Origin of the sequence: Faecalimonas sp. (genome assembly GCA_029264305.1) — a bacterium.
Lineage (GTDB): Bacteria > Bacillota > Clostridia > Lachnospirales > Lachnospiraceae > Faecalimonas.
Genome location: JARICA010000020.1, coordinates 113458 through 138077 on the forward strand (window position 1 = coordinate 113458; position 24620 = coordinate 138077).

At 32.5% G+C, this 24620-nt stretch carries 18 protein-coding genes and 1 pseudogene; 17 read left to right on the forward strand and 2 right to left on the reverse strand.

What is annotated here, in order from left to right; all coding sequences use genetic code 11:
• Positions 1-61 precede the first annotated feature (61 nt).
• On the reverse strand, positions 62-223 hold the full coding sequence (gene rd, locus ACY2U7_RS07400; RefSeq protein ID WP_461811126.1) for a rubredoxin: 162 nt from the start codon (positions 221-223) through the stop codon (positions 62-64).
• A 246-nt stretch (positions 224-469) separates the two neighbouring features.
• On the opposite strand from rd, the gene ACY2U7_RS07405 reads away from it, so the two are divergent.
• The 15 genes from ACY2U7_RS07405 to ACY2U7_RS07475 all read left to right on the forward strand — a co-directional run bounded on the left by ACY2U7_RS07405 (position 470) and on the right by ACY2U7_RS07475 (position 17487).
• Complete coding sequence (locus ACY2U7_RS07405) at positions 470-1918, forward strand: LCP family protein (protein WP_461816132.1); 1449 nt, start codon at positions 470-472, stop codon at positions 1916-1918.
• A gap of 18 nt (positions 1919-1936) precedes the next feature.
• Positions 1937-2662, forward strand: a complete 726-nt coding sequence (locus tag ACY2U7_RS07410; protein WP_461816133.1) for a CpsB/CapC family capsule biosynthesis tyrosine phosphatase — start codon at positions 1937-1939, stop codon at positions 2660-2662.
• A 21-nt stretch (positions 2663-2683) separates the two neighbouring features.
• Complete coding sequence (locus ACY2U7_RS07415; protein ID WP_461816134.1) at positions 2684-3448, forward strand: Wzz/FepE/Etk N-terminal domain-containing protein; 765 nt, start codon at positions 2684-2686, stop codon at positions 3446-3448.
• A gap of 12 nt (positions 3449-3460) precedes the next feature.
• Positions 3461-4135, forward strand: coding sequence for a polysaccharide biosynthesis tyrosine autokinase (locus ACY2U7_RS07420; protein WP_461816135.1), 675 nt, complete (start codon positions 3461-3463; stop codon positions 4133-4135).
• A 12-nt stretch (positions 4136-4147) separates the two neighbouring features.
• On the forward strand, positions 4148-4801 hold the full coding sequence (locus tag ACY2U7_RS07425) for an immunoglobulin-like domain-containing protein (protein ID WP_461816136.1): 654 nt from the start codon (positions 4148-4150) through the stop codon (positions 4799-4801).
• Positions 4802-4845: 44 nt separating this feature from the next.
• Entirely contained in the window at positions 4846-6822 is a 1977-nt protein-coding gene (locus ACY2U7_RS07430; protein WP_461816137.1) for a polysaccharide biosynthesis protein, read from the forward strand.
• Between the two features lie 68 nt (positions 6823-6890).
• Positions 6891-8177, forward strand: a complete 1287-nt coding sequence (locus tag ACY2U7_RS07435) for a DegT/DnrJ/EryC1/StrS family aminotransferase (protein ID WP_461816138.1) — start codon at positions 6891-6893, stop codon at positions 8175-8177.
• Between the two features lie 9 nt (positions 8178-8186).
• Complete coding sequence (locus ACY2U7_RS07440) at positions 8187-8819, forward strand: sugar transferase (RefSeq protein WP_461816139.1); 633 nt, start codon at positions 8187-8189, stop codon at positions 8817-8819.
• A 33-nt stretch (positions 8820-8852) separates the two neighbouring features.
• Positions 8853-10130: an ATP-grasp domain-containing protein gene (locus ACY2U7_RS07445; RefSeq protein WP_461816140.1), complete on the forward strand. Its 1278-nt coding sequence runs from the start codon at positions 8853-8855 to the stop codon at positions 10128-10130.
• A 27-nt stretch (positions 10131-10157) separates the two neighbouring features.
• On the forward strand, positions 10158-11231 hold the full coding sequence (locus tag ACY2U7_RS07450) for an NAD/NADP octopine/nopaline dehydrogenase family protein (protein ID WP_461816141.1): 1074 nt from the start codon (positions 10158-10160) through the stop codon (positions 11229-11231).
• A gap of 318 nt (positions 11232-11549) precedes the next feature.
• A complete protein-coding gene (locus tag ACY2U7_RS07455; protein ID WP_461816142.1) occupies positions 11550-12626 on the forward strand; it encodes an aspartate aminotransferase family protein in 1077 nt (358 codons plus the stop codon).
• Positions 12627-12629: 3 nt separating this feature from the next.
• Positions 12630-13724, forward strand: a complete 1095-nt coding sequence (locus tag ACY2U7_RS07460; protein WP_461816143.1) for an ATP-grasp domain-containing protein — start codon at positions 12630-12632, stop codon at positions 13722-13724.
• 11 nt (positions 13725-13735) lie between these two features.
• Positions 13736-14995 carry a glycosyltransferase gene (locus tag ACY2U7_RS07465; RefSeq protein ID WP_461816144.1) on the forward strand — a complete coding sequence of 420 codons (1260 nt, stop codon included), beginning with the start codon at positions 13736-13738 and terminating at the stop codon, positions 14993-14995.
• Positions 14996-15031: 36 nt separating this feature from the next.
• Positions 15032-16213: a lipopolysaccharide biosynthesis protein gene (locus ACY2U7_RS07470; RefSeq protein ID WP_461816145.1), complete on the forward strand. Its 1182-nt coding sequence runs from the start codon at positions 15032-15034 to the stop codon at positions 16211-16213.
• 56 nt (positions 16214-16269) lie between these two features.
• Positions 16270-17487: an O-antigen ligase family protein gene (locus ACY2U7_RS07475; protein ID WP_461816146.1), complete on the forward strand. Its 1218-nt coding sequence runs from the start codon at positions 16270-16272 to the stop codon at positions 17485-17487.
• Positions 17488-17730: 243 nt separating this feature from the next.
• Here ACY2U7_RS07475 and ACY2U7_RS07480 read toward each other — a convergent pair.
• A pseudogene (locus tag ACY2U7_RS07480) lies at positions 17731-18051 on the reverse strand (transposase family protein); the annotation flags it as partial.
• A 481-nt stretch (positions 18052-18532) separates the two neighbouring features.
• On the opposite strand from ACY2U7_RS07480, the gene ACY2U7_RS07485 reads away from it, so the two are divergent.
• Positions 18533-20155 carry a phosphotransferase gene (locus tag ACY2U7_RS07485; protein ID WP_461816147.1) on the forward strand — a complete coding sequence of 541 codons (1623 nt, stop codon included), beginning with the start codon at positions 18533-18535 and terminating at the stop codon, positions 20153-20155.
• A gap of 270 nt (positions 20156-20425) precedes the next feature.
• Entirely contained in the window at positions 20426-24547 is a 4122-nt protein-coding gene (locus tag ACY2U7_RS07490; RefSeq protein ID WP_461816148.1) for a glycosyl hydrolase family 95 catalytic domain-containing protein, read from the forward strand.
• Positions 24548-24620 lie beyond the last annotated feature (73 nt).

A 24620-nucleotide genomic window follows, 5' to 3' on the forward strand; every position in this document is an offset into this window, starting at 1 on the left:
GAATATAGAAATAATAGTAAAGACGGTATCGTCCAGTGTATTGAACGATACCGTCTTTGTTTTATTCTTCAACTACAAATACATCTTTTCCTAATCCACAGATTGGGCATACCCAATCATCAGGAATATCTTCAAAAGCTGTACCTGGTGCAATTCCTCCATCTGGATCGCCAAGTTCTGGATCATATACATAACCACATGGTTCACATAAATATTTCTTCATTGATTTTACCTCCTAAAAATATTTTATATGCATATAGTAACATACTTTTAACGAAAATCATACAATTATTTTTAACCTTATAATGTATAAAAAGTAGGTCGATGTAGAGAAAAAAATAGGAAAAATAACGAAAGTTAAATTTGGTGTTCAAAAAATATATACAAAAATGTCGAAAAATGTTATATTATGTAAAGAAATTTAAAAGTTGTTATGTTGAGATACTATGTTTAATGAGAGGTGAAAAACATGAAAACAATGGATCAAAGATTGTGCAGAAAAGGAAAACACATTATAGGGAAGATAATAGCAGGAATAGAATTGGTGGTTTCTGCTATTTTTTTGAGTTTATTATGGAAATTCGGAGCATTTTCTACAGACTTGATGATTATTATAGCAATTATACTATTGGTATTGTTTGGAATGTGCTTTGGAATGCAATTTGGTAAGAAAAAAATGGCGATCGTAGGAATTGTATTTAGTTTACTATTTTCAAGCATATTTGGTTTTGCGAGTTACTATATTTGGAAGATGGATGCAGCCATCGAGAAAGTTGGCGGAGCAAAATATAAGACAGATAATATGGTTGCTGTTGTAAGAAAGGGAGATAAAGCAGAATCACTCTTAGAAGCGAAAACGTATAAGTTCGGTTGTCAAACAGAACTAGACCAAGAAAACACAGAAAAGATGCGCAAGAAGATCGATGAATTACTTGGACAAAAGATCGATGCGAAAGAATATGCTAGTATGGAAGAAATGGCAGAAGCATTGTTAGATGGAGAAATCGATGTGGCAATTTATAACGAAGCATTTAATGGCATTCTAGGGGATAAAGTAAAGGGGTATGAGTCTAAAATCCGGGTGTTATATCAATATGGAATAGATACACAATTAGAAGAGCCAGAGAAGTTATCGGTAAAAGAGCCATTTAATGTATATCTTAGTGGGATTGATGTGTATGGTCCTATATCGACAAATAGTAGAAGTGATGTAAATATTATTATGACGGTGAATCCACAGACAAAGCAAATTTTATTAACAACAACACCAAGAGATTACTATGTGGAAATTCCAGGTATCTCCAAGGGACGAAAAGATAAATTAACCCATGCAGGAATATATGGTGTAGATAAGTCTATGGCAACATTGGAACAAATCTATGGGATTGATTTGAATTACTATGCAAGGGTGAACTTCACTTCCTTGATTAAAATAGTAGATTTGCTCGATGGAGTTGATGTAAATTCTGATTATGATTTTTCAGTTAGGGAATATAAGTTTGATAAAGGGATGAATCATTTGAATGGCGAACAGGCGTTAGCCTTTGCGAGAGAGCGTCATAGTTTTAAGGAAGGGGATAACCAGAGAGGGAAAAATCAGGAAGCGATTATTACAGCCATTATTAAAAAGGTAATGTCTCCAGTTATTTTGAAAGATACAACACGATTGTTAAATAGTGTTGCGGATAGTGTGGAAACGAATATGACAAAGGATGAAATTATGACTTTAGTGCGTATGCAATTGAAAACTGGTTCGGAATGGAAGGTTACCTCGGTAAATGCTGTTGGAAAGGGAAGTAAACAAGCATGTTATTCTTCAGGAAGACAGTTACTTTATGTTATGTATCCGAATCAAGAATCTGTTTCTGCTATACAACAAAAAATGAAAAGTGTACTTGCAGGAGAAGTATTAGAGTAGAGAGAATGGAGTGGATGAATGAAAGGGATTGTTGATGTACATTGCCATATTTTGCCTGAGATTGATGATGGGGCAAAAAATTGGGGAGAAGCATATCAGATGTTACGAATGGCTTATGATGAGGGAATACGAGTTATTGTTGCTACACCTCACCATCATGAGCATCGTGGAATGTGTACCCCGCTACAATATAAGAAGAGATTAACGACACTTCGGAAAATGGCACAAGAAATTGACGAGAAATTTCTGATTATGCCGGGGATGGAAATTTATTTTAATCAAGATGTAGTTCACAAATTGGAACATAAAAAAGTACATACAATGGGGAAGTCAAAATATGTACTAATTGAGTTTTCTCCTAATGCGGAGTTCCATTATATTCAACAAGGGTTACAACAGATACAGATGAAGGGGTATTTGCCGATTTTAGCCCATATAGAAAGATACCGTTGCTTGTTAGATTCGGAAGAATATGTATCCTACTTGATGGATATGGGTATATATGTGCAAGTGAATGCGGGAAGTATTATTGGAAAATCAGGACGAACAGTGAAAAAATTTGTTAAAAATTTATTGGAAGAGCAATATGTGCATTTTGTGGGAACGGATGCTCATAGTTCTGGAAGAAGAAGTCCGATGATTCAGAAAAGTGCAGAGTACGTACAAAAGAAATTTGGGGAAGATTATGCAAAAGAAATCTTTCATTCTAATGGAATAAAAATGCTAAAAAATATACTAATTTAATGAATGATGAGAGGAAGAATGATGGAAAAGAATACGAGTTTAGAACAAGAAGAAATTACAATTGATCTTGGAATGTTGATATCAGCATTGTGGAAAAAGGCGCATATTATTTTATTATCCGCAGTGGTTTTTGCTCTGTTGGGATTTGTGGGCACAAAATTATTTGTTACTCCACAGTATGATTCGGTTACAAAAATTTATATTGTTCCAAAACAAAATGAAAACACAGTAAATTCTAGTGATTTGCAGGCAGGTGCATTGTTGACAAAAGACTATATGGAGATGATTAAAAGTCGACCAGTGTTAGAAGAAGTTTCGTCGGTACTAAACTTGAAAGAAACTCCAAAAGAGTTAAGTGAAATGATTACAGTGGAAACGCCTGCGGATACACGTGTGCTTAAAATTATTGTGCGTCATACTGATCCAAAGAAAGCGAAAAATATTGCAGATGCAGTAAGGGAATCTGCTAGCATACATATTCAAGAAGTGATGAATATTGATGCAGTAAATACAGTGGAAGAAGCCAATCTTCCACTGCAAAAAGCATCTCCTAACGTTGCAAGGAATGTATTGATGGCAGGAATGTTTGGCGTTCTTTTGTGCATAGGGATTATTCTTTTGAATTTTATGCGTGATGACACGATTAAAACGCCAGTAGATGTAGAGAAATATTTAGAAATGAATGTTTTGGCTTCTATTCCTATTAAGGAAGAGGTGAAAAAAAATAAAAAAGGTAAATATTCTAAAAAGAAAAACATAAAAAGAGCAGTAAAAGTAAGAAGATAAGAGGGCATATATATGGTTGAGATTACACTGAATTTAAAAAAAGATGATTATAGAAATGAAGAGGCTTTTAAATCGCTTCGTACGAACATTGAATTTTCAGGAGAAGATAATAAAGTGATTGCACTGACAAGTTGTACACCGAGTGAGGGAAAATCAAGTGTTTCATTGGGGTTAGCGAAAGCGTTTGCCGAGGATGGTAAATCAGTTCTTTTTGTGGATGCAGATTTACGAAAATCAGTTTTGCTGGGTAGATATCGAATTATGCAAGATGTAAAAGGGTTAACACATTTTTTATCTGGACAAGCTGAAATTAGCGAAGTGATTTGCAAAACAGAAGTGTCTGGCTTATATATGATTTTTGCAGGACCTGTTCCACCAAATCCGGCAGAACTTCTTGGGAGTAAAAAGTTCGCTTCCTTTATTTCAGGTGTACGTAAACTGTATGATTATGTGATTATAGATACACCACCGCTTGGAAGTGTTATTGATAGTGCGATTGTATCTAGTGTATGTGATGCTGCTATTTTGGTTATTGCAGCAAATAGTGTGAGTTATAAGTTTGCGAGAGTGGTAAAAGAACAGTTGGAAAAATCAAATTGTAAACTTCTTGGCACAGTGTTAAATAAGGTAGATATGAAACAAGATAAATATTATGGAAAATATTACGGCCATCATGGGGAAAAATAGAGGTGATTGGGAATGAGAAACAAATTAATTACAAGCATCTTGATTTTTATGAGTGTTATCCTGCTTGGGGCAAGTGTACTGATTTTAAGAAAAGAGGACAGAACAGCCCCTGTAATTGAGGTGGGAAAAAGTGCTATAACATATAAAGAGGGAGAAGATTATGATCAGTTATTAGAAGGGGTTGTAGCTGAAGATAATAAAGACGGAGATGTGACGGATAAGATTTTTGTTGATAAAATTGTAAAAAGTGGAGATGGTAAAAAAGCAATTGTAAAATATGCAGTCATTGACCAAGCGAAAAATGTGGGGACTGCTGAACGGAAAGTTACGTATGAGGAGAACAAAAAAGAAGAAATAAAAATGCATCCGGAAGAGAAGAAAGAGGAAGAAGTGACGGAAACATCAGAACAACAAGATAAGGGGATGCCAGTGATTCGTTTGAAATCTTCTACAGTTACAGTGAAAAAAGGAAGTAGATTTTCCGCATTATCTTATGTGGATACAGTTGAGGATAATCAAGACAATAAAAGTGATTTATATAAGCGTATACATATTGATGGAAAATATAATATCAATGTGCAAGGAACGTACGTGTTGCAGTATTATGTGAGAGACCATGAGGGGAACATGTCAAATATTGAAAAACTTACTCTTATTGTTCAATAATTTGTGATGATGAAAATCGAAAAGAATGAATTGGAGGGAAGAATATGAAAGAATGGAAACAAAGAAAATCTAATGGGTTAGAACATTGGCAGATTATATCTGTCTTCTTGGTGGTGTATGATGCATTGGCGATAGGACTAGCCTTTTTATTTGCATTATGGTTTCGATTTGATTGTAAATTATCGATGATTCCAGAAGAATATTTAATGGCATACTTCAAATTTATTCCCATTTATATTGTAATGTCATTGCTTATTTTTTGGCGTATGCATTTGTATAATAGCATTTGGAGATTTGCAAGTTATAGTGAATTGATGAGAACAATCATTGCCACAGGAGTAACTTTTTTGGTTCATTGTGTAGGAATTACAGTGTTTTTTAATCGAATGCCGATTTCCTATTATATTTTTGGGATTATGATTCAATTTATTTTGGTTTTAGGTATTCGATTTTCTTATAGGTTTGTTTTACTTGAAAAAAGCCGAAAAGTGAGTAGACAAGAAAATAAAAGTGGGAAAAGAGTGTTACTTATTGGAGCAGGAAAAGCAGGACGTATGCTTTTGCGAGATATTAAAAACTTAGATCGAAAAAAAGACCACGTTTGCTGTATTATAGACGATAATCCAAACAAGTGGGGAAGGTCTATTGATGGGATTCAAGTAGAAGGTGGACGAGATTCAATTTTTGATTGTGTAGAACGTTATAATATAGAAAAAATTGTACTAGCGATTCCAAGTGCAACTGTAGAGGAAAAAAGAGACATTTTAAATATTTGCAAAGAAACAGGTTGTGAATTGAAAAATTTACCAGGAATTTATCAATTCTTAAGTGGAGAAGTAAAAGTGGCTGCACTGAAAGATGTGTCTGTGGAAGATTTGCTTGGACGAGATCCGATTAAGGTAAATATGGAAGAAATTTTTCGTTATATTCAAGGGAAAAAAGTGCTTGTTACAGGTGGAGGTGGGAGCATTGGCTCGGAACTCTGCCGGCTGATTGCTAAGCATCATCCGAAACAATTGATTATTTTGGAAATTTATGAAAATAATGCATATGAAATCGAACAAGAACTAAAAAGAAAATATCCAGATTTAGATTTAGTTACTTTGATAGGCTCAGTGCGTGATTCTAGAAGAATTCATGAAGTGTTTGAAACTTATCAGCCAGAACTTGTATATCATGCTGCGGCACATAAACATGTTCCATTAATGGAAAATAGTCCGTGTGAATCTATTAAAAATAATGTAATTGGAACATATAAAACAGCATATGCAGCAATGATGAATGGGTGTCAAAAATTTGTTTTGATTAGTACAGATAAGGCGGTAAATCCTACAAACATTATGGGGGCAAGCAAAAGACTTTGTGAAATGATAGTTCAGTCGTTTGCTCGCAGTATCAAAGAAGGAAAAGTGGATAAACTTCCATTTCTTTATGAGCATGCGGATAGTAAAAAAGTTATAGGAAATAAAAAAATGCCTCAAGATATCAAAACGGAGTTTGTTGCAGTAAGATTTGGAAATGTACTTGGAAGTAATGGGTCTGTTATTCCACTCTTTAAAAAGCAAATTGCAGAAGGTGGTCCAGTAACGGTTACACATCCAGATATTATTCGTTACTTTATGACAATACCAGAAGCAGTTAGTTTAGTTTTGCAGGCTGGTGTATATGCAAAAGGCGGAGAAATTTTTGTTTTAGATATGGGAGAACCAGTTAAAATTGATGATTTGGCTAGAAATTTAATTAAACTTTCTGGACTAAAACCAGATGTGGATATTCAAGTGAATTATACTGGATTGCGACCAGGAGAGAAACTTTATGAAGAAAAACTGATGGAGGAAGAAGGTATACAGACAACTCCTAATGAGTTAATCCATATAGGCAAGCCAATTGTATTTGATATTGATCAGTTTTTGGAACAGTTGCAAGAATTAATGGAAGTTTCCTATGCAAATAGAGAAGATATTATACGAGATGCGGTGCAAGAAGTGGTAGAAACTTATCATCCAGCAAAAGAGATGTAGTAAGAACAAAGAAAATTGCTTGAAAAATATTGGATTAATTTAATATAAAGGAATACAGAGGAGAAAAAATGTTTAATGGAGAGAAAATAAATTTTGAGAAGTTTCCAAAACATATATATTTAGCAACACCTACAATGCATGGTGAAGAATTAAAGTATGTTACAGAGGCGTATGAGACAAATTGGATGTCAACTGTAGGAGAAAATATAAATGAGGTAGAACGTCAAGTGGCGAAAAAAGTTGGCTGTAAATATGCAGTAGGATTATCAGCAGGAACGGCATCATTACATCTTGCAATGAAACTTGCAGGTGAAAAGCTGTATGGAATGCAAAAACTTGGGAAGGGATGTCTAAGTGGAAAAAAAGTGTTTTGTAGTGATTTGACATTCTGTGCGACAATTAATCCTATTGTATACGAAGGTGGAGAACCTATATTTATAGATTCAGAAAGAGATACATGGAACATGGATCCAGAAGCATTAGAAAAAGCTTTTGAAATTTACCCAGAGGTACGACTTGTAGTTTTTGCAAATCTCTATGGAGTACCATCTAAGATGGATGAACTCAGACAGGTTGCAAAAAGACACAATGCACTTATTATAGAAGATGCTGCTGAAAGTTTTGGTGCTACATATAAAGGAATTCAGACAGGAAATTTTGGTGATTATAATTGTATTAGTTTTAATGGAAATAAGATTATTACAGGATCTTCAGGTGGAATGTTTTTAACAGATAGTTTAGAAGATGCAAATAAGATACGTAAGTGGTCAACACAGGCTAGAGAAGATGCACCTTGGTACCAGCATGAGGAAATAGGATACAACTACCGTATGAGTAATGTTATTGCTGGAGTTGTTAGGGGACAGATTCCATATCTTGATGAACATATTGCACAGAAGAAAGCAATTTATCAAAGATATAAAGAAGGATTTAAAAATCTTCCAATCAGTATGAATCCGTATGATGAAAAGAACTGTGAACCTAATTTTTGGTTATCTTGTATGTTAATTGATAAAGAAGCAATGTGTAAACAAGTAAGAGGTGAACATGAGCCTTTATTTAAATCAGAAGTAGGAAAAAGTTGTCCAACGGAAATTTTAGAAACTTTATCTAAATATAATGCAGAGGGTAGACCGATTTGGAAACCATTAAGTTTGCAACCAGTTTTTAGAAGTTGTGATGTGATCTCTAAAAAAGGATCGGTAAGAGGATGTACGGATGCATATATTGAGGGTTCAAAAGAATGTGTAGGATATGATCTTTTCAATAGAGGGTTATGTTTGCCTTCGGATAACAAAATGACAATTGAAGAACAAAATAGGGTTATAGAAATAGTAAAAGCATGTTTCAAATAGGAGAGTATGATGTACAAGAAATGTTTTAAAAGATGTTTAGACTTTGTTTTGAGTTTACTTGCGTTGATTATTTTATCGCCAATTTTTCTAGTTCTTATGTTATTGGGAGCAATTTTCATGCGTGGAAATCCCTTTTTTACTCAGAAAAGACCTGGTAAAAAAGGGGAGATTTTTAAATTAGTTAAATTTCGTTCTATGGATAATAGAAAAGATAAAAATGGAAAATTTTTGCCTGATACGATAAGATTAAATAAATATGGAAAATTTTTAAGAAGCACGTCATTAGATGAACTGCCGGAATTGTTTAATATTTTAAAAGGAGATATGAGTATAGTAGGACCTAGACCATTAGCAGTTGAATATTTACAATATTATAATGAATTTGAAAAGCAGAGACATGATGTGCGTCCCGGATTGACGGGATTGGCACAAATAAATGGAAGAAATGCATTGAATTGGCCAGAGAGATTTCGTTATGATGTTAGGTATGTAAATAATGTTTCTCTTAAACTGGATCTGGAAATTATATTTAAAACGGTATGGAAAGTTGTTAAACGAAGTGATGTTGCAATATGTGGGACAACGCAGATCATAGATTTTGATAAATATCGAATAGAAGAAATGAAAAGAAACAAAAGATAGTTTTGTGAAGTGGTATAATAAGAGGAGATTTTAATGTTTTATAATGATTTAAAAGGGAAAAAATTACTAGTTCTTGGAGGATTAAAAAAAGCTTCGGACATTGTTCTGCGTGCTCAGAAAATGGGGGCATATGTTTATGTTGCGGATTACGATGAAAATAGTCCAGCCAAATTGGTTGCAGATGAAGCTGTTATGTTAAATGCGATAAACGTTGATGAAATTGTTGATTTTTGTAAAGAGAATGCAATTGATGGTATTACAACGGGATTTGTTGATATTCTTTTGAAACCGTGTTATGAAGCGTGTAAAAGATTGAATTTACCATGCTATACGACAGAAGAAATGATTGATGTTTCAACAGATAAAAAATCCTTCAAAAAAATGTGTAAAAAGTATGATTTACCAATACCTATAACATATCCGGTAACAAAAGATAATTATCGTGAAATGGCCAGTGAATTATCATATCCTGTTTTTGTAAAACCGTTGGACGGAAGTGGATCAAGAGGCGCATCAGTTTGTAGAAATACAGCAGAGTACATAGGACAGGTAGAGAAGGCACTATCTTTTTCAAAAAGAAAAGAAGTTGTTGTTGAAGAATATCTAGAAGGAAGAGAATTTATTCTAGATTATATTTTAGTAAATGGAAAAGCTTACTTATTATCTATGTTTGACAGAATGGTTTGCCCTGACCGTCCTTCAGCAATAAATCATGCCAATTTGCTAATGGCACCATCCTCAAAAATAGATAGTTATATTGAACAGATTAATCCCAAAGTTGTCGATATGTTTAAAGATATGGGGTTCAAAAATGGATTGATTTTCTTACAAGGTTATACCAATGGGGATAAAATAACATTTTTCGAGATGGGATGCAGATTAGGGGGAACATTCCCAGAAACGGATGAATATTTTTTAAAGGTTAATCCAATGGATATGTTAATTAATTTTGCTTTAAGTGGTGAAATGTTAAGTGAAGAAGGGTGCAAACAATTTAATGCTAAATTCAATGGAAAGGGTGGAGTTGTAAATCTGCTTGTTAAAGAAAATGGTAATTCAATTGCAGAGATAAAAGGGATAGACGAAGTTTGTGAAATGAAATCAGTTCAACATTGTATTAGAAATATGCAAGTTGGAGATAGTTTCAAAGTAGGAAATATTACTGATAAACCAGTAGCTATTTTTTATATAGCGGCGGATAGTTTTGAAGAATTTGTTTATACTGTAAATGCCATTTATAATAAGGTTAAAGTTGTAGATGATGATGGGAATTCTATGTTAAGACCAGTCTATAAGAGTGAATGGATATAGAATAATCTGTGCTAGAAGGAGAAAAATATGAAGATAACAATAGTAGGTGGAGGAAATTTAGGAACATTAATGGCAGCATCATTTGCCTCTAAAGGTAATGAAGTTATTTTACAGACCTCTAATCCAGAAAAATTTTGTAAAGTGTTGGAGGTTTATACAAATGATGAAGAATTGGTGTGTAAAGGTGAAATTGTAAAAGCAACAAATGATTGGAAAGAATCGATATTAAATGCCGATTTAATTTGGATAGTGGTTCCACCACAGTTATTCGAGAAAACTGCACAAGCTATGGAACCATATGTAAATGATAGACAGATAGTAGGTATGGCTCCAGGAGCAGGGGCAGCAGAATTTGCTTTTGAATCAATTATAAATAAGGGAGTCAAATTTTTTGGATTAGCACGTGTTCCTAGTATTGTAAGATTAAAAGAATATGGTAAATCTGCATATATGCTAGGACCAGCACCAGAATTGGTTATAGGAAGTATACCAGCGAAAGAATCCAAAAATATTTCAGAATATATACAACCTTTATTTGATATGGTGTGTAGACCAGCAGCGAACTATTTGGCAGTGGCTTTTACACCTTCGAATCCAGTATTACACACATCTCGAATCTATGCTATGTTTAAAGACTATGTGCCAGGAAATAATTATCCGGAAAATGAATTATTTTATGAAGCTTGGACTATAGATGGGGCAGAGATTTTGCTTAATTGTAGTGATGAACTTCAGCAGATATGTAAAGCTATCCCGATGGATATGAGAGAGGTTGAATCTATGCAATCTAGACACAATATCAGAACTCCAGAGGAACTTGCAAAAAGAATTTGCAGCTTGGATCGATTGAAAGGATTATATTCTCCGGTTATTAAAAATGAGAAAGGATATGTACCGGATTTTAATTCAAGATATTTTGTTTCTGATTTTCCATTGGGCATAAAAATAATGATAGAAGTGGCGAGATTATTTGAAGTACCTACACCTACAATGGATACTATATGGTCGTGGTATAAAAAAATACAGCCAGAACAGGCAAAAAATGGATTTAAATTAAATTTGACTCAAGAAGAATTCATTAGATTTTATATGGGAGTATAAAATAATGAGCAATATTAAAATATTAGAAAATATAAAGAGCCATGATTGTTTAGGTAGAAAGGAAAAATTTATAAAAAAATAAGAATTAGAAGTAAAATAAAACATTCAACTGTTTGAAGATATTAATGCTTGCATTTGAAATTATGTTAAGGATGGTAGTCAACAGTTTCTAATTTAGAGTTTCCTAGAACTTGTGGAAGTGGAATTATAATAGGACTATTATTGAAGAAGCAGATGATGAAAAGAAATGTTATGATAGATTAAAAGTGGAATGAAAGAGTAATATATAGGAATAAAGGGTTTATTTAAAATAGGATTATGTTGAATCAAAAATATAAGAAAAAAGAAATAGGTAGTGAATATCAATATGAGAATCATAAAGAAGAAGTAAGTTTAAATACTAAAAAATCAAACAATTATATACTTACGTTTTCAGGTCGTACATCTATAGAAACTGTTTTGAAAAACGAATTTCAAATAAAAAAGGCATTACTTCCTTCGTATTGTTGTGATTCTATGATTGAACCATTTAGACAAGCGAGAATTATAGTAGATTTTTATGATGTATATTATGAAAATGGGATTAAGATTAACGTCAGTATTGATAACGATATAGATGCGATTTTATGGTGTAACTATTTTGGGTTTGATGTATCTATGCCAGATATGAAAGAGTTTATTAATAGGGGGGGAGTTATTATTGAGGATATTACGCATAGTTTACTTTCAAATCAGGTATACCATAAACAAAGTAGTTATTTGATTGGTTCAATTCGTAAATGGGGGCCAGTATTGTCAGGAGGAATATGCGTAGCTTTAGATAAAACACTTAAAGAAAAACCACAAGAATGTCCTAGTCGAGAATTTGTTGATAAGAAAAAGAAGGCGATGACATTAAAACAAAAATATTTATCTGGTGAACAAGAAATTTGTAAAGACCAGTTTTTAAATATGTTTTCAGAAAGTAATAAATGGCTTGCAGATAATTATTCAAATTTGAAAATAGATGAAGAATCCTTGGAAATATTGAAAAGTATAAATTGGAAAGATGTTTGTCAAAGGAGATGTGACAATGCAACGATTTTATATGGTGGTTTAGAGAAGTGTAAAAATATAAAACCATTATTTAATATAATAGAGATGAATAGTCCTTTGTTTTTACCAATTATAGTCGATAAAGAGAATCGACAATCATTAAGAAAATATTTAACTGAAAATAAAATATACTGTCCGATCCATTGGCCAAAGCCAAATGATAAATGTGAATCAAATTTGTACGATATAGAACTATCTTTAATATGTGATCAAAGATATGATAAAGATGATATTAAAAGGATGGTTGATGTAATAAAAAAATGGGATAAAGATATAACAGATACTAAGAGGGAGAGATAAGCTATGGAGAAGAATACAAAAACAATATTAGTAACAGGGATCGGTGGGTTAACACCTAGATCAATTACTGGAATTATCAGAGAAAATCATCCAGATTACAAAATTATAGGATGCGATATTGATAAAAAAGCTGTGGGTTTTTTTATGAAAGGGTTATTAGATGAATATTATGTTTGCCCTAGATGTACAGATAAAGAATATTTTCCTTGGATTGAAAGACTTATTGAAGAAAAGGAAATAGATTATGCTTTTGTTCAGCCTGAGAGTGAAATAGTTGAATGGGGAGATTATTATGATAAGAATGGAAAATATCCTTGTCCAGTATTTATGGGGAGCAAAAAACTTTCAGTATCATTAAAAGATAAGTCTATTATGGCAGATTTACTTGAAGGAACAGAGTTCATTCCAAAAACAATTAAAGTTACACAGGAAAATCCTCGTTTTGAAGAAGTTGAAAATGAAATAGGTTTTCCGTGTTGGATTCGTGCAACTGAAGGAACAGGTGGACTAGGATCGTTAAGACTAGATGATATAAGTAGTTATAGGAGTTGGCTTTTTATTAATGCGCGTATACCAGAATTTACTGTAAGCGAGTTTTTGACTGGAAGACATTTAGCAAATGAAATGCTCTATTACAATGGAGAATATGTAAAAGGTGCAGCATTGGAGTGTGCTGAATATGTAATGGCTAATACAGCTCCATCAGGTGTTACAGGAAATACTCATTTTGGAAGATTTTTAAATGAAGACAGAATTAACGAATTTTGTGATAGATGTATTAAATATCTTGAAAGTAAGCTTAATGTTCCTGCACATGGAATTCTTTCTTTTGACTTAAAAGAAGATAAAGATGGAAATATGAAAGTGACAGAAGTTAATATTCGCCACATGGCATATGCAGGGGTAATGTCACATGTAGGGTTTGATCTTGTAGAGGATACAATTAAAATTCTTGAGGATGGAAATTGTGATAGAGTGGAGAGAGCACCATATTATCATTACGAGAAACCATATGTATTTTTAAGAGATGTTGATGTTAAGCCAATTATTTTAGATGATGAAAAACTTTTTGATGATGTCAAGATTAAGCTTGAATAGGGGGAGTAATAATGGATATAGTTATAGTATCTCAGTATTTACGTAACATAGAAAAATTGGAGGGGAACAATAGTAGATTTATATACTTGGCAAATATGCTTAGTGAGAATGGTGATAACGAAGTTGAGATAATAACATCTAATTATATGCATGGGGCTAAAAAACACGTTAAAAGCGTTCAACAGCCAGAAAAATTCAAAATAACAACATTAAAAGAACCAGGATATCCTAAAAATGTATGTTTGAAAAGATTTTATAGCCATGCAGTGCTAGCGAAGAACCTTAAAAAATATCTTAGCACTAGAAAAAAACCTGATGTTATATATTGTGCAATACCGTCATTGGATGTTGCCAAAGTGGCGAAAAATTATTGCAAAAATAGTGATGTACATTTTATTATAGATATTCAAGATTTATGGCCAGAAGCGTTTAAAATGGTATTTAATATACCTGTTTTAAGCAATCTGATTTTTTTGCCTATGAATACTGAGGCTAATAATATATATAAACAGGCAGATGGGGTTATTGCAGTATCACAGACATATGTGGACAGAGCGATGTTAGTTAATAAAAAATGTAAAAAGGGAATACCAGTATTTTTAGGAACTCAATTAAAGGATTTTGATTTTTATGCCAATAGAACAGTTGACTTGCTAGATGATACTGCAAGTAAGAATAAAATTTTTAAAGATATAATTAATAGGATGAGTGATAAGAATTATAGTGACAAGGTGCGGTTAGTATATGTAGGTACTCTTGGTGCAAGTTATGATATTTCAATAATTCTTTCTGCTCTAAAACAAATGAAAGAAAAAGAGTTATCTAAGTTAGAATTCATTATTATGGGAGATGGACCTAGGAAACAAGAGTTTGAGAAACAGGCTAAAGGATTACCAGTATATTTTACTGGAAATGTCGTTTATCCAGATATGGTATGGTTATTATCCAGATGTGATATTGCTGTTAATCCAATAACACATGGTGCAGCACAAAGCATTATCAATAAGCATGGTGATTATGCCATGGCTGGCTTACCAGTTATTAGTACACAAGAATCTTTAGAATATAGAAATTTGGTAGAAAAATATAACATGGGATACAATATTTCTAATAGTAGTATTGATGAAATAAAAGATAAAATATGTGAACTTCTTGATGATGAAGTATTAAGAAATAGGTATGGGAAAAATGCGAGAAAATGTGCTGAAGAAAAGTTTGATCGAAAAAATAGTTATCAAGAAATTTATAATTTTATAATTAATGAAATATAACCATGATAAAAATGAGAAGAATTAGGTTGAGAAAATATGAAAAATAGATATAAAAATATAGTTGGCGATTTGTTATATAATACTCTTGGATTTGGAATATATATACTAACACAGCAAATTTTGCTTATGCCTATTATGTCGAGAATTTTAAGTAGGAATCAATTTTCTAAAATGACAATATACTTATCAGTTTATGCAATATTAACTAATGTTTTTGGTAGTGAATTAGGAATAGTTCGTCAAGTTAGAAGGGAAGATGGAGATAAAAGTTCGGATTATAATAGAATATTGTTACAGTTATTACCAGGTCTTCTGGTAGTATCATGTGTTGGGTTGAGAATATTTGATTTTGACACAGTTGAAATTTTGTTTCTTACGATATGCATTCTATTAGGTAATTTTCGATTATATTCAACTGTGTATTTTAGATTAAATCATGTGTTTTATAAAATTGTTATTCAAAATATAATATATTTGGCAGGTATATGTGTTGGATTATTTATAACATATGAAACACGAATTAGTTTCATGCCATTTTTTTGCGCAGAATTTTTTTGCGTTTTTTATGATATAAAAGAAGCTGATTTCGAATTTCGAAATATAAAGAAAACAGCCGACAATAAGAAAATATGGATAAAATTTAGAGATTTTAGTTTTATATCATTGCTTGTTAATTTAACTTCATATTTTGATAGAATTATTATTTATCCGATATTGGGAGCAAATGCTGTTACTGTATATTTTGCGACATGTTCTATGTCTAAAGTAATAAGTCTAATTACAAATCCTTTGCATGGAGTTATCTTATCATGGTTAAAAGGAAATGATGTGGAATTTAGAAATAGAATTACAAAGATAATGATAAAAATAAGTATTCCTGTAATTGTTACGGTATTTATGATAAGTATACCGGTTACACATCTGACATTAAGAATATTATACCCTCAATATCTATTACAAGCAACAAAGTTGATTATACCTATATGTATTGGGGTAGCATTTAGCAGTATGGCGTCTATTACAAAAGGGGTATTATTAAAATATGTAGAGAGTAAAAAATTAATATATTCATATATAATATATATTGCAATATTGGTAATATTAGGTATGCTACTAAGTGAAATATATGGAATAATTGGTTTTGCAATATCAACAGCAATAGCCAATATCATCTTATCAATAAGCTTTTTTTTATTATTAGTAAAAGTATCTAAATAGAAAGAAAGGAATATGTTATAGTTTATATAACAATAACTACACAGGGAAAAGATATTATGATTGAAAATAATAGGATAGGGAAAGCACTTATAATATCGTTGTGTTCAATGCTTGCACCAATGATTATTGCCACTCGAATATTAAACACATCAGCTGCATTAGTACCGTTGTATGCATTAGGTTACATAATAACCATTTTTGCGATAATGTACGCTTTAAATAATAAAATTATTACAAATAAATTTGGTATGTACATAGTGGTATTATACTTTGTTATTTTAATAATTCCTATAATTGTAGATTTGATACTCAATATAAAGTTGAATTATTTTGATCTTATTAATGTTATAATTAAAATAACAAATCTTATTTTATTTTTTGTGTTAATGGATCACATTAAAATAGATGAACATTCATTTATTAAATTAATGAATGTTGTTGTTATAATATCTATTTTTGCTTGTCTATATTCTTTTGTATTTGAGTTTAGAGAAATATTAACAATAAGAAATATTGCGAATTCAAACACATTAAAAATCCGTAGTTTTTTTGCAAATAGAAATCAATACTCTGCTTTTTTAATTGTTGCATTTATTGCTAATACTTATTTATGTCAATTGTATAAAAAGAAATATCAATTTATAGTATATGCTATTCAAGTTATGGGGATTCTAACAACTTTTAGCAGAGCAGCTTTTTTTTCTATAGTAATTATAATATGTATGATATTATTACAAGCACAAAACACAAAAAAGAAATTTGTCATAGCTTCTTTGATACTTTTTATAGGATTAGTAATTCTTTTGGGAACAGATGTTATTACATATATTTCAAAAAATTATATTCGAATGGATAGTAGCGCAGATAGTGGACGTTTTACTTTATGGAAATATGCGTGGGATATTTTTAAAGATAGTTGTTTCTTAGGTGTGGGTTTTTATACTGGAGCAGACATTGCGATGGAGAGAGGAATGGGACTTACACAGTTTCATAGCATGTACTTTGATATACTAGTTGATGGAGGAATTTTAGAAATAATATTTTTGATATGTATATTTACATATACATATCAAAAATGTAAAAAATGTAAAAATCATAAATTAGTACATGTATATAGAGCATCGTTAATAGCATTTATATTTCATGCAACTGTTGAAAGTTTAAGTATTTTTGCGTTATCGTATTCAGATATATTATATACTATATTTTATATATCCGTTCCATTATTAATTTCAAATATGTATAAAAGACCCTATAAACAGGGGGTAAAGTAGAAGTAGAATTTTTAAATATAAATACTAAGTAAAATAGAAAAATTTCTATGTTTTTAATCAATTGTGCCAGGAATAAATATAGAAAAACCAAATTGTAGAAACAGATAAAAAAGAAAGTTAAAAAAATATATATAGAAATATAACATAGATATAATTAATTTTATTAATAATTTTTACAAGAATTATAATACATAATGGAGTGATTCAAATAAAGTATAGCATAGTGTATTGCTTGTCAGGAAGAGTTTCAATAAAAGCAGTTAATCTTGCCGTTCTCTGAAAGTATCGAGGTAGAAAAGAGTAACTTTCATAAAAACGTTTTCCACACTTACATACATATCACATTTTATGAAGAACAAGATAACAATGTTTCAACTGAAAAGGTAACTTAATAGTTTGATAACGGTAATTATGAATACGTTTTGTAGAAGAAGCACAACAAGGACAAACCTGCTCAAGAGGGGTGGCTTCAAGATACATCTTTACAAAAGTATTTGCGTGTTAAATTTTTTTGATAATTACATCTTCAATATTTAACAGTTTGTTGATATAATGACTATGCATTTGTTATGCACCTCCTAGTGGTTGGTTTGACGACTGGCATTGGGAGGTTTTTTATTTTCATTGTAAACAAAAAAATGTTGAGATGTGTGATTTAAAATCATCCACTCCAAAATTAATTATAGAGTCCTTTATATATAAGTTTATACTATTCCCTATTTTTCTCTGAAAGTTTAACAAGATGACAATATAATACAATTAACAATGCGATTAGAAGGCAGCAAAAGATAAATCCAATAATAAGTTTTAACATGTATATTCTCCTTTTATGTTTAGTCTATATAAAGTATATGTAAATATAAGTAGAAATATGTCTATTTCTCATGTGATAAAAAATTGACGACTAGGGGAAAAAGATTTATAATTAGTAAGAAAATAGAAACAATAATAGAGAAATAAGAGAAACAATATTGTATGGTTTATACAGATAAGATGTTTTATGGAAGGAGGCAGGTGACTTTTAATAAGTTCATCGAGTAAACGAATGAAAAAACTATTAATTTTAGGAGCTGGCGGTTTTGGACAGATGATTCAAGAGACTGCTATACAATTAGGATATGAAGAAGTTGTTTTTTTAGACGATGCAGTAAAAGGTGCAGATGTAGTAGGAAAGTGTTGCGATTACCAAGCTTTTCTTGAAGAATATGACACAGCTGTAGCAGGACTTGGAAATAATCAGATGCGTCTATATTGGACAGAAAAATTGTTGGAAGCAGGTTATAATGTACCAGCAATTATCCATCCATCAGCAGTTGTTAGCCCAAGTGCGAAGATTGGACATGGTAGTTTTATTATGCAAAGAGCAGTGGTCAATACCCATGTTGTTATTGAAGATGGTGTTTTAGTAAATAGTGGTGCAGTAGTAGATCATGATTCCCATGTGGCAAGTGGTGCACATATCGGTTTAGGTAGTGTAGTAAAGGCGAATTGTACAATTGAACCAAAGAGAAAAGTAGAAGCAGGAGAAGTCGTATTTTCTACAAGAAGAAAAATAGACGGAGTAGGTAATCTTAACTTAGAAGATGCTTTATATGCTTTTGGATTTGGTCCTCAATGCAGTTATGTAAAACCATTTGGAGAAGGTCATATTAATGAAACATATGCGGTATATATGCCAGGTGAAGCAGGAGATGAATTTTGCTATATTTTACAACGAGTAAATAGTAATGTATTCAAAGATCCAGCAGGGGTAATGGATAATATTTTCCATGTAACAGAATATTTGAGAAATGTTATTCGTGAAGAAGGTGGCGATCCAGATAGAGAAACATTATCTGCCATCAAGACAAAAGATGGTTCGACTTATTTCGAAGATAGTGAAGGACAACCTTGGAGAAGTTACCACTATATTCCAAATTCTGTCTGTTATCAATTAGTTGAAGATCCAGAACAATTCTATCAGTCAGGAAATAGTTTTGGACATTTCTTAAAGCAATTAGGAGATTATCCGGCATCGGATTTGAATGAGACAATTCCGGATTTTCATAATACAGTAAAACGTTTTGAAACTTTTGAATTTGCATTGAAACGTGATATAAAAAACAGAGCAATTTCATGTCGTAAGGAAATTGAATTTGTATTAAAGAGAAAAGAAGATTGTGGAGTATTAGTTACACAACAAGAAGAAGGCGTTCTTCCATTGCGTGTAACACATAATGATACAAAGTTAAATAATATTTTATTTGATGCTGAAACTGGAAAAGGTTTATGTATTATCGACTTAGATACAATTATGCCAGGACTTGCAGCAAATGATTTTGGTGATTCTATTCGCTTTGGAGCCGCAACAGCAGCAGAAGATGAGAAAGATTTAGATTTAATGCATTTTGATCTTTCGTTATATGAGACATATGTACGCGGATATCTAGAAGCGACAAAAGATGTTTTAACACCAGAAGAAATAGAAAGTCTTCCATGGGGAGCAAGATTAATGACATTAGAGTGTGGAATGCGTTTCTTAACAGATTATCTGCAAGGAGATACATACTTTAAGACAACATATCCAGAACATAATTTAGTACGTGCACGTACACAGTTCAGATTGGTTGATGAAATGGAACAACAATTTGATCAAATGCAAGAAATCGTACATAAATATTGTTCATAAACCGAGAGGATATCTATAGAAATTAAATAATTTACAAAAGTCCGTATGATGCCGAACAAGGTAAGTACGGGCTTTTTTGTTTGCCATGCATATAGATGAGATAGTATGGGAATTGTTATGTAGAAAATGGGGAAAATAGGTAAAAATTCAATAATAATCATTGGAAACTATGGAAAAAAATGGGCAAATATGATAGATTATATATAATGTTATTTAAGTAAGATGTATATTTTTGCTAAAAAATAAGCAAAAGGAGGAAAAGAAAGGAAAATGAAAAAGAGAAACAAATATGCAAAAAGTATATTGAGTGGTGCGTTGGCTGTTGTATTAGCAGCAACAGCAGTCCCTTTTCCAGGAGCAACTTCTGTAAAGGCGGCGTCTATAAAGACAGAACAAGCACCAATGCAGATTCGATTTGACGAACCCTTGTCAAAAGGAAAACTAACAGGTCAATCTGGAAATTTTACAAGTGGTGGTAGTTCTACAGATTGGTGGCAACAATTATCACTTCCAATTGGGAACTCTTATATGGGAGCAAATGTATATGGAGAAGTGGAGAAAGAACATTTAACATTTAACCATAAGACTTTGTGGAATGGAGGACCTACAGCAGATAAACCACACACAGGAGGGAACATCAACAAAGTTGGTGATCAATCCATGGCAAAATATTTGGAATCTGTTCAGCAGGCATTTTTGGATGGAAAAAGCAACGCAGCAGATATGTGTGGAAAATTAGTTGGCCAAAATACTCGAGAATATGGAGCTTATCAAGGATGGGGAGATATCTATCTTGATTTCGACAGAGAAGGTGATAAGCAAGAAGCAAATATTATCAGTGATAAAAGCGATAAGATTAAATATGGACCAGGATGGGGAGACTGGCCACAGCCTACATGGGAAGCTGGTTCAGAACACTTTGCAAACAATCCAGCAAAATTGGAAGTAGAGTTTGAAGGAACAGGCATCCAGATGATTGGTGTGCAGTATAACGAAATGGGAGATTTTACTGCAACAGTAGATAACAAAAAAACAGTTTCAGGTAGTATGTACTCAGATACAAAGAAAGAAGGAGTGGTACTGTTTGAAATCTCAGGCTTAGAACATGGAAAACATAAATTAGTTTTTGAGTCTAAGGCAAAAAATGGAAAAGCAAAGACATCATTTGACTATTTCAAAGTGTTAGTAGGAGAAACAATTGATTGGAATCCACAAAACCAAACAGACAAAGTAAAATTTACAGGTGGTTGGGCACGTTGGGATAGAACGAATGAATCCGATGGAAATCAATGGTTCGGTAAAGACGAAGTATATGTTGACCCATCGAAAGCAGAAGGAGCAACATTAACTTGTAAATTTACAGGAACAGGTTTTGAATTGTTTGGAGCAAAAAGTGATCAGCTTGGAAAATTCCAGTATCAAGTAGATAATGGTGCATGGAAAGAAGTGGACACACATTCGAATGCATTTGCAAGACAGAGTTTGTTGAAAGTGAATGGGCTTGAAAAGAGAGAACATACATTAACAATCAAAGGAATAAAAAATAATAAAGTTTCTTTAGATGGTATTGTGACAACAATGGATGAAGAAAAACCACAGCATACAGAAGTGACAAACTATGAAAGAGCACTTGATATTGATTCAGCTCTTGCAACAGTATCTTTTGACAGAGATTATACACATTACAATAGAGAATACTTTGCAAGTTATCCAGATAATGTTATTGCAATGAAGTTGACTGCAGAAGCACTTAAAAATTCCCAAAAAGAAATGAAACCTTTGGAATTTGAAGTAAGTTTTCCAGTAGATCAGCCTGCAAATGCAGCACTTGGAAAAGAAGTGAAATATGAGGCAACTAAAGATGGCACAATTGTTGTGTCTGGGCATATGAAAGACAATGGTCTGTTGTTTAACGGAAGATTAAAAGTTGTTGTAAAAGATGGTAAAGTTGAACCAGTAGCGAATGAAGAAGGAAAACTTCTTGTATCTGGTGCTACAGAAGTGTATATTTATGTAACTGCAGATACAGATTATAAGATGACATATCCAAAATACAGAACAGGTGCCACTGCAGAAGAACTAAATACGCAAGTAAAAACAGTATTAGACAAAGCAGTGAACAAAGGATACAATGCCGTAAAAGATGGTGCTGTAGCAGATTATAAGAAGATTTATGATCGTGTAAAATTAAATTTAGGTCAAGGTGCATATAAGAAGACGATGGATGACTTGATTGCATCATATAAGAGCAGTAAAGCAACTGCAGAAGAGAAGGCATATCTAGAAGCTATTTTATTCCAGTATGGACGATATCTTCAGATTTCATCTACACGAGAAGGGGATAAACTTCCGGCTAACTTACAGGGAGTATGGTTAGATTGTGCTGGACAAGCAAATTCACCTGTTGCATGGGGAAGCGACTATCACATGAATGTCAATCTTCAAATGAATTATTGGCCAACATATGTAACAAATATGGCAGAATGTGCCGAGCCGATGATTAAATATATAGATGGCCTTCGTGAACCAGGACGTGTTACAGCATCTACATATTTCGGTATTGATAATTCAAATGGAAAGAAAAATGGATTTACTGCACATACACAAAACACACCATTCGGTTGGACTTGTCCAGGATGGGACTTTTCTTGGGGATGGTCTCCGGCAGCAGTTCCATGGATGCTTCAGAATGTATACGAGGCATATGAGTATTCAGGAAATACTAAAAAGTTAGAAAAAGAGATTTTCCCAATGATGGAAGAGCAGGCAAAATTTTACATGTCTGTATTAAAAAAGGTTAGAACAGCAGATGGAAAAGAGCGTTATGTAACAATTCCAGCATATTCACCAGAACATGGACCATATACAGCAGGAAATGTGTATGAGAATGTACTTGTATGGCAGTTGTTTAATGATTGTATTGAAGCAGCAGAGATTTTAAACACAAATAAAGCAGGAACAGTTTCTAAAGAGCAGATTGCACAATGGAAAGAATACCGTGATGGATTAAAACCAATTGAAATCGGACAGAGCGGACAGATTAAAGAATGGTATGATGAAACAACATTTGGTAACAATGTGAAAGGAAAAATTCCACAGTATCAGCAAAGACATCGACATATGTCTCATTTATTAGCTGTATATCCTGGAGATTTAATTACAGTTGATGACGAAAAAACGATGAATGCAGCTAAAGTTTCTTTAAATGACCGTGGAGATAATGCTACAGGTTGGGGAATTGCACAGAGATTAAATACATGGGCAAGAACAGGTGATGGAGACCATGCATACAAGATTATTGATTCATTTATCAAAAATGGTATCTATTCAAACCTTTGGGATGCACATCCACCATTCCAGATTGATGGAAACTTTGGATATACAAGTGGTGTTGCTGAAATGTTATTACAGTCAAATGCTGGATATATCAATTTACTTCCAGCAATGCCTAAAAATCAGTGGCAATCAGGTTCAGTTAGTGGTTTAGTTGCAAGAGGAAACTTTGTTGTGAGTGAAAACTGGAACAAAGGCGTATTAACAGAAGCAATGATTGAATCTAGAAATGGAGGAACTTGTACAGTACAGGTAAATGGATGGGAAAAAGTATTTGTACAGGATGGTGCAGGAAAGAAAGTTCCAACAAAAGAGATTGAAGGAAAAACTGGAAGAATTACATTTGAAACAGAAAAAGGAAAAACATACTTCATAACAAAAGCAGAAGGTGTGGTAGATTCAGTTACAGTAACATTTACAGCAGAAGGAAAGCCAGTAAAAGAAGTATCCGTAGTGAAAGGTGAAGCAATTGGAAATAAACTTCCAACAGCGCCAGAAAAAGAAGGATATACATTCAAAGGCTGGAATACAGAAGAAAATGGAAAAGGTGAAAAGGTAACAGAAAAAACAGTTGTAAATGCAGATATGACAGTATATGCAATTTACGAGAAAAATGAAGTACCAGAACCACAACCAGAAGAAAAGACAGTAGTATTTACAGCAGAAGGAAAACAGGTAAAAGAAGTATCCGTAGTGAAAGGGGAAGCAATTGGAAATAAACTTCCAACAGCGCCAGAAAAAGAAGGATATACATTTAAAGGCTGGAATACAGAAGAAAATGGAAAAGGTGAAAAGGTAACCGAAAAAACAGTTGTAAATGAGGATATGACAGTATATGCAATTTACGAGAAAGTCCAAAAACCAACACCAGATACGAAACCAGACAATAAACCAGATACGAAGCCAGATACGAAACCTAATAATAAACCGGATCATAAACCAAATGATAAACCAGTGAAAACGGGTGATAGTGCAAATGTGGCAATTCCTCTTACATTTATGGGAATAGCAGTTGTTGCTATAGGAGCAGTTGTTATTAGAAAAAGAAAAATAAAATAAAATCTGTTAAATAAACTATAGGAGATACTGTACATTATCAGCACAGTATCTCCTATAGTATTTCGTGGATAAG

What these genes read in the sequence shown, in the direction of transcription:
- ACY2U7_RS07405 (WP_461816132.1), top strand. Translation starts at nt 470, where the DNA reads ATGAAAACAATGGATCAAAGATTGTGCAGAAAAGGAAAACACATTATA.
- ACY2U7_RS07485 (WP_461816147.1), top strand. Translation starts at nt 18,533, where the DNA reads ATGAAAAAACTATTAATTTTAGGAGCTGGCGGTTTTGGACAGATGATT.
- ACY2U7_RS07465 (WP_461816144.1), top strand. Translation starts at nt 13,736, where the DNA reads ATGGATATAGTTATAGTATCTCAGTATTTACGTAACATAGAAAAATTG.
- ACY2U7_RS07415 (WP_461816134.1), top strand. Translation starts at nt 2,684, where the DNA reads ATGGAAAAGAATACGAGTTTAGAACAAGAAGAAATTACAATTGATCTT.
- ACY2U7_RS07425 (WP_461816136.1), top strand. Translation starts at nt 4,148, where the DNA reads ATGAGAAACAAATTAATTACAAGCATCTTGATTTTTATGAGTGTTATC.
- ACY2U7_RS07460 (WP_461816143.1), top strand. Translation starts at nt 12,630, where the DNA reads ATGGAGAAGAATACAAAAACAATATTAGTAACAGGGATCGGTGGGTTA.
- ACY2U7_RS07470 (WP_461816145.1), top strand. Translation starts at nt 15,032, where the DNA reads ATGAAAAATAGATATAAAAATATAGTTGGCGATTTGTTATATAATACT.
- rd (WP_461811126.1), bottom strand. Translation starts at nt 223, where the DNA reads ATGAAGAAATATTTATGTGAACCATGTGGTTATGTATATGATCCAGAA.
- ACY2U7_RS07420 (WP_461816135.1), top strand. Translation starts at nt 3,461, where the DNA reads ATGGTTGAGATTACACTGAATTTAAAAAAAGATGATTATAGAAATGAA.
- ACY2U7_RS07430 (WP_461816137.1), top strand. Translation starts at nt 4,846, where the DNA reads ATGAAAGAATGGAAACAAAGAAAATCTAATGGGTTAGAACATTGGCAG.
- ACY2U7_RS07450 (WP_461816141.1), top strand. Translation starts at nt 10,158, where the DNA reads ATGAAGATAACAATAGTAGGTGGAGGAAATTTAGGAACATTAATGGCA.
- ACY2U7_RS07475 (WP_461816146.1), top strand. Translation starts at nt 16,270, where the DNA reads ATGATTGAAAATAATAGGATAGGGAAAGCACTTATAATATCGTTGTGT.
- ACY2U7_RS07490 (WP_461816148.1), top strand. Translation starts at nt 20,426, where the DNA reads ATGAAAAAGAGAAACAAATATGCAAAAAGTATATTGAGTGGTGCGTTG.
- ACY2U7_RS07455 (WP_461816142.1), top strand. Translation starts at nt 11,550, where the DNA reads ATGTTGAATCAAAAATATAAGAAAAAAGAAATAGGTAGTGAATATCAA.
- ACY2U7_RS07435 (WP_461816138.1), top strand. Translation starts at nt 6,891, where the DNA reads ATGTTTAATGGAGAGAAAATAAATTTTGAGAAGTTTCCAAAACATATA.
- ACY2U7_RS07410 (WP_461816133.1), top strand. Translation starts at nt 1,937, where the DNA reads ATGAAAGGGATTGTTGATGTACATTGCCATATTTTGCCTGAGATTGAT.
- ACY2U7_RS07445 (WP_461816140.1), top strand. Translation starts at nt 8,853, where the DNA reads ATGTTTTATAATGATTTAAAAGGGAAAAAATTACTAGTTCTTGGAGGA.
- ACY2U7_RS07440 (WP_461816139.1), top strand. Translation starts at nt 8,187, where the DNA reads ATGTACAAGAAATGTTTTAAAAGATGTTTAGACTTTGTTTTGAGTTTA.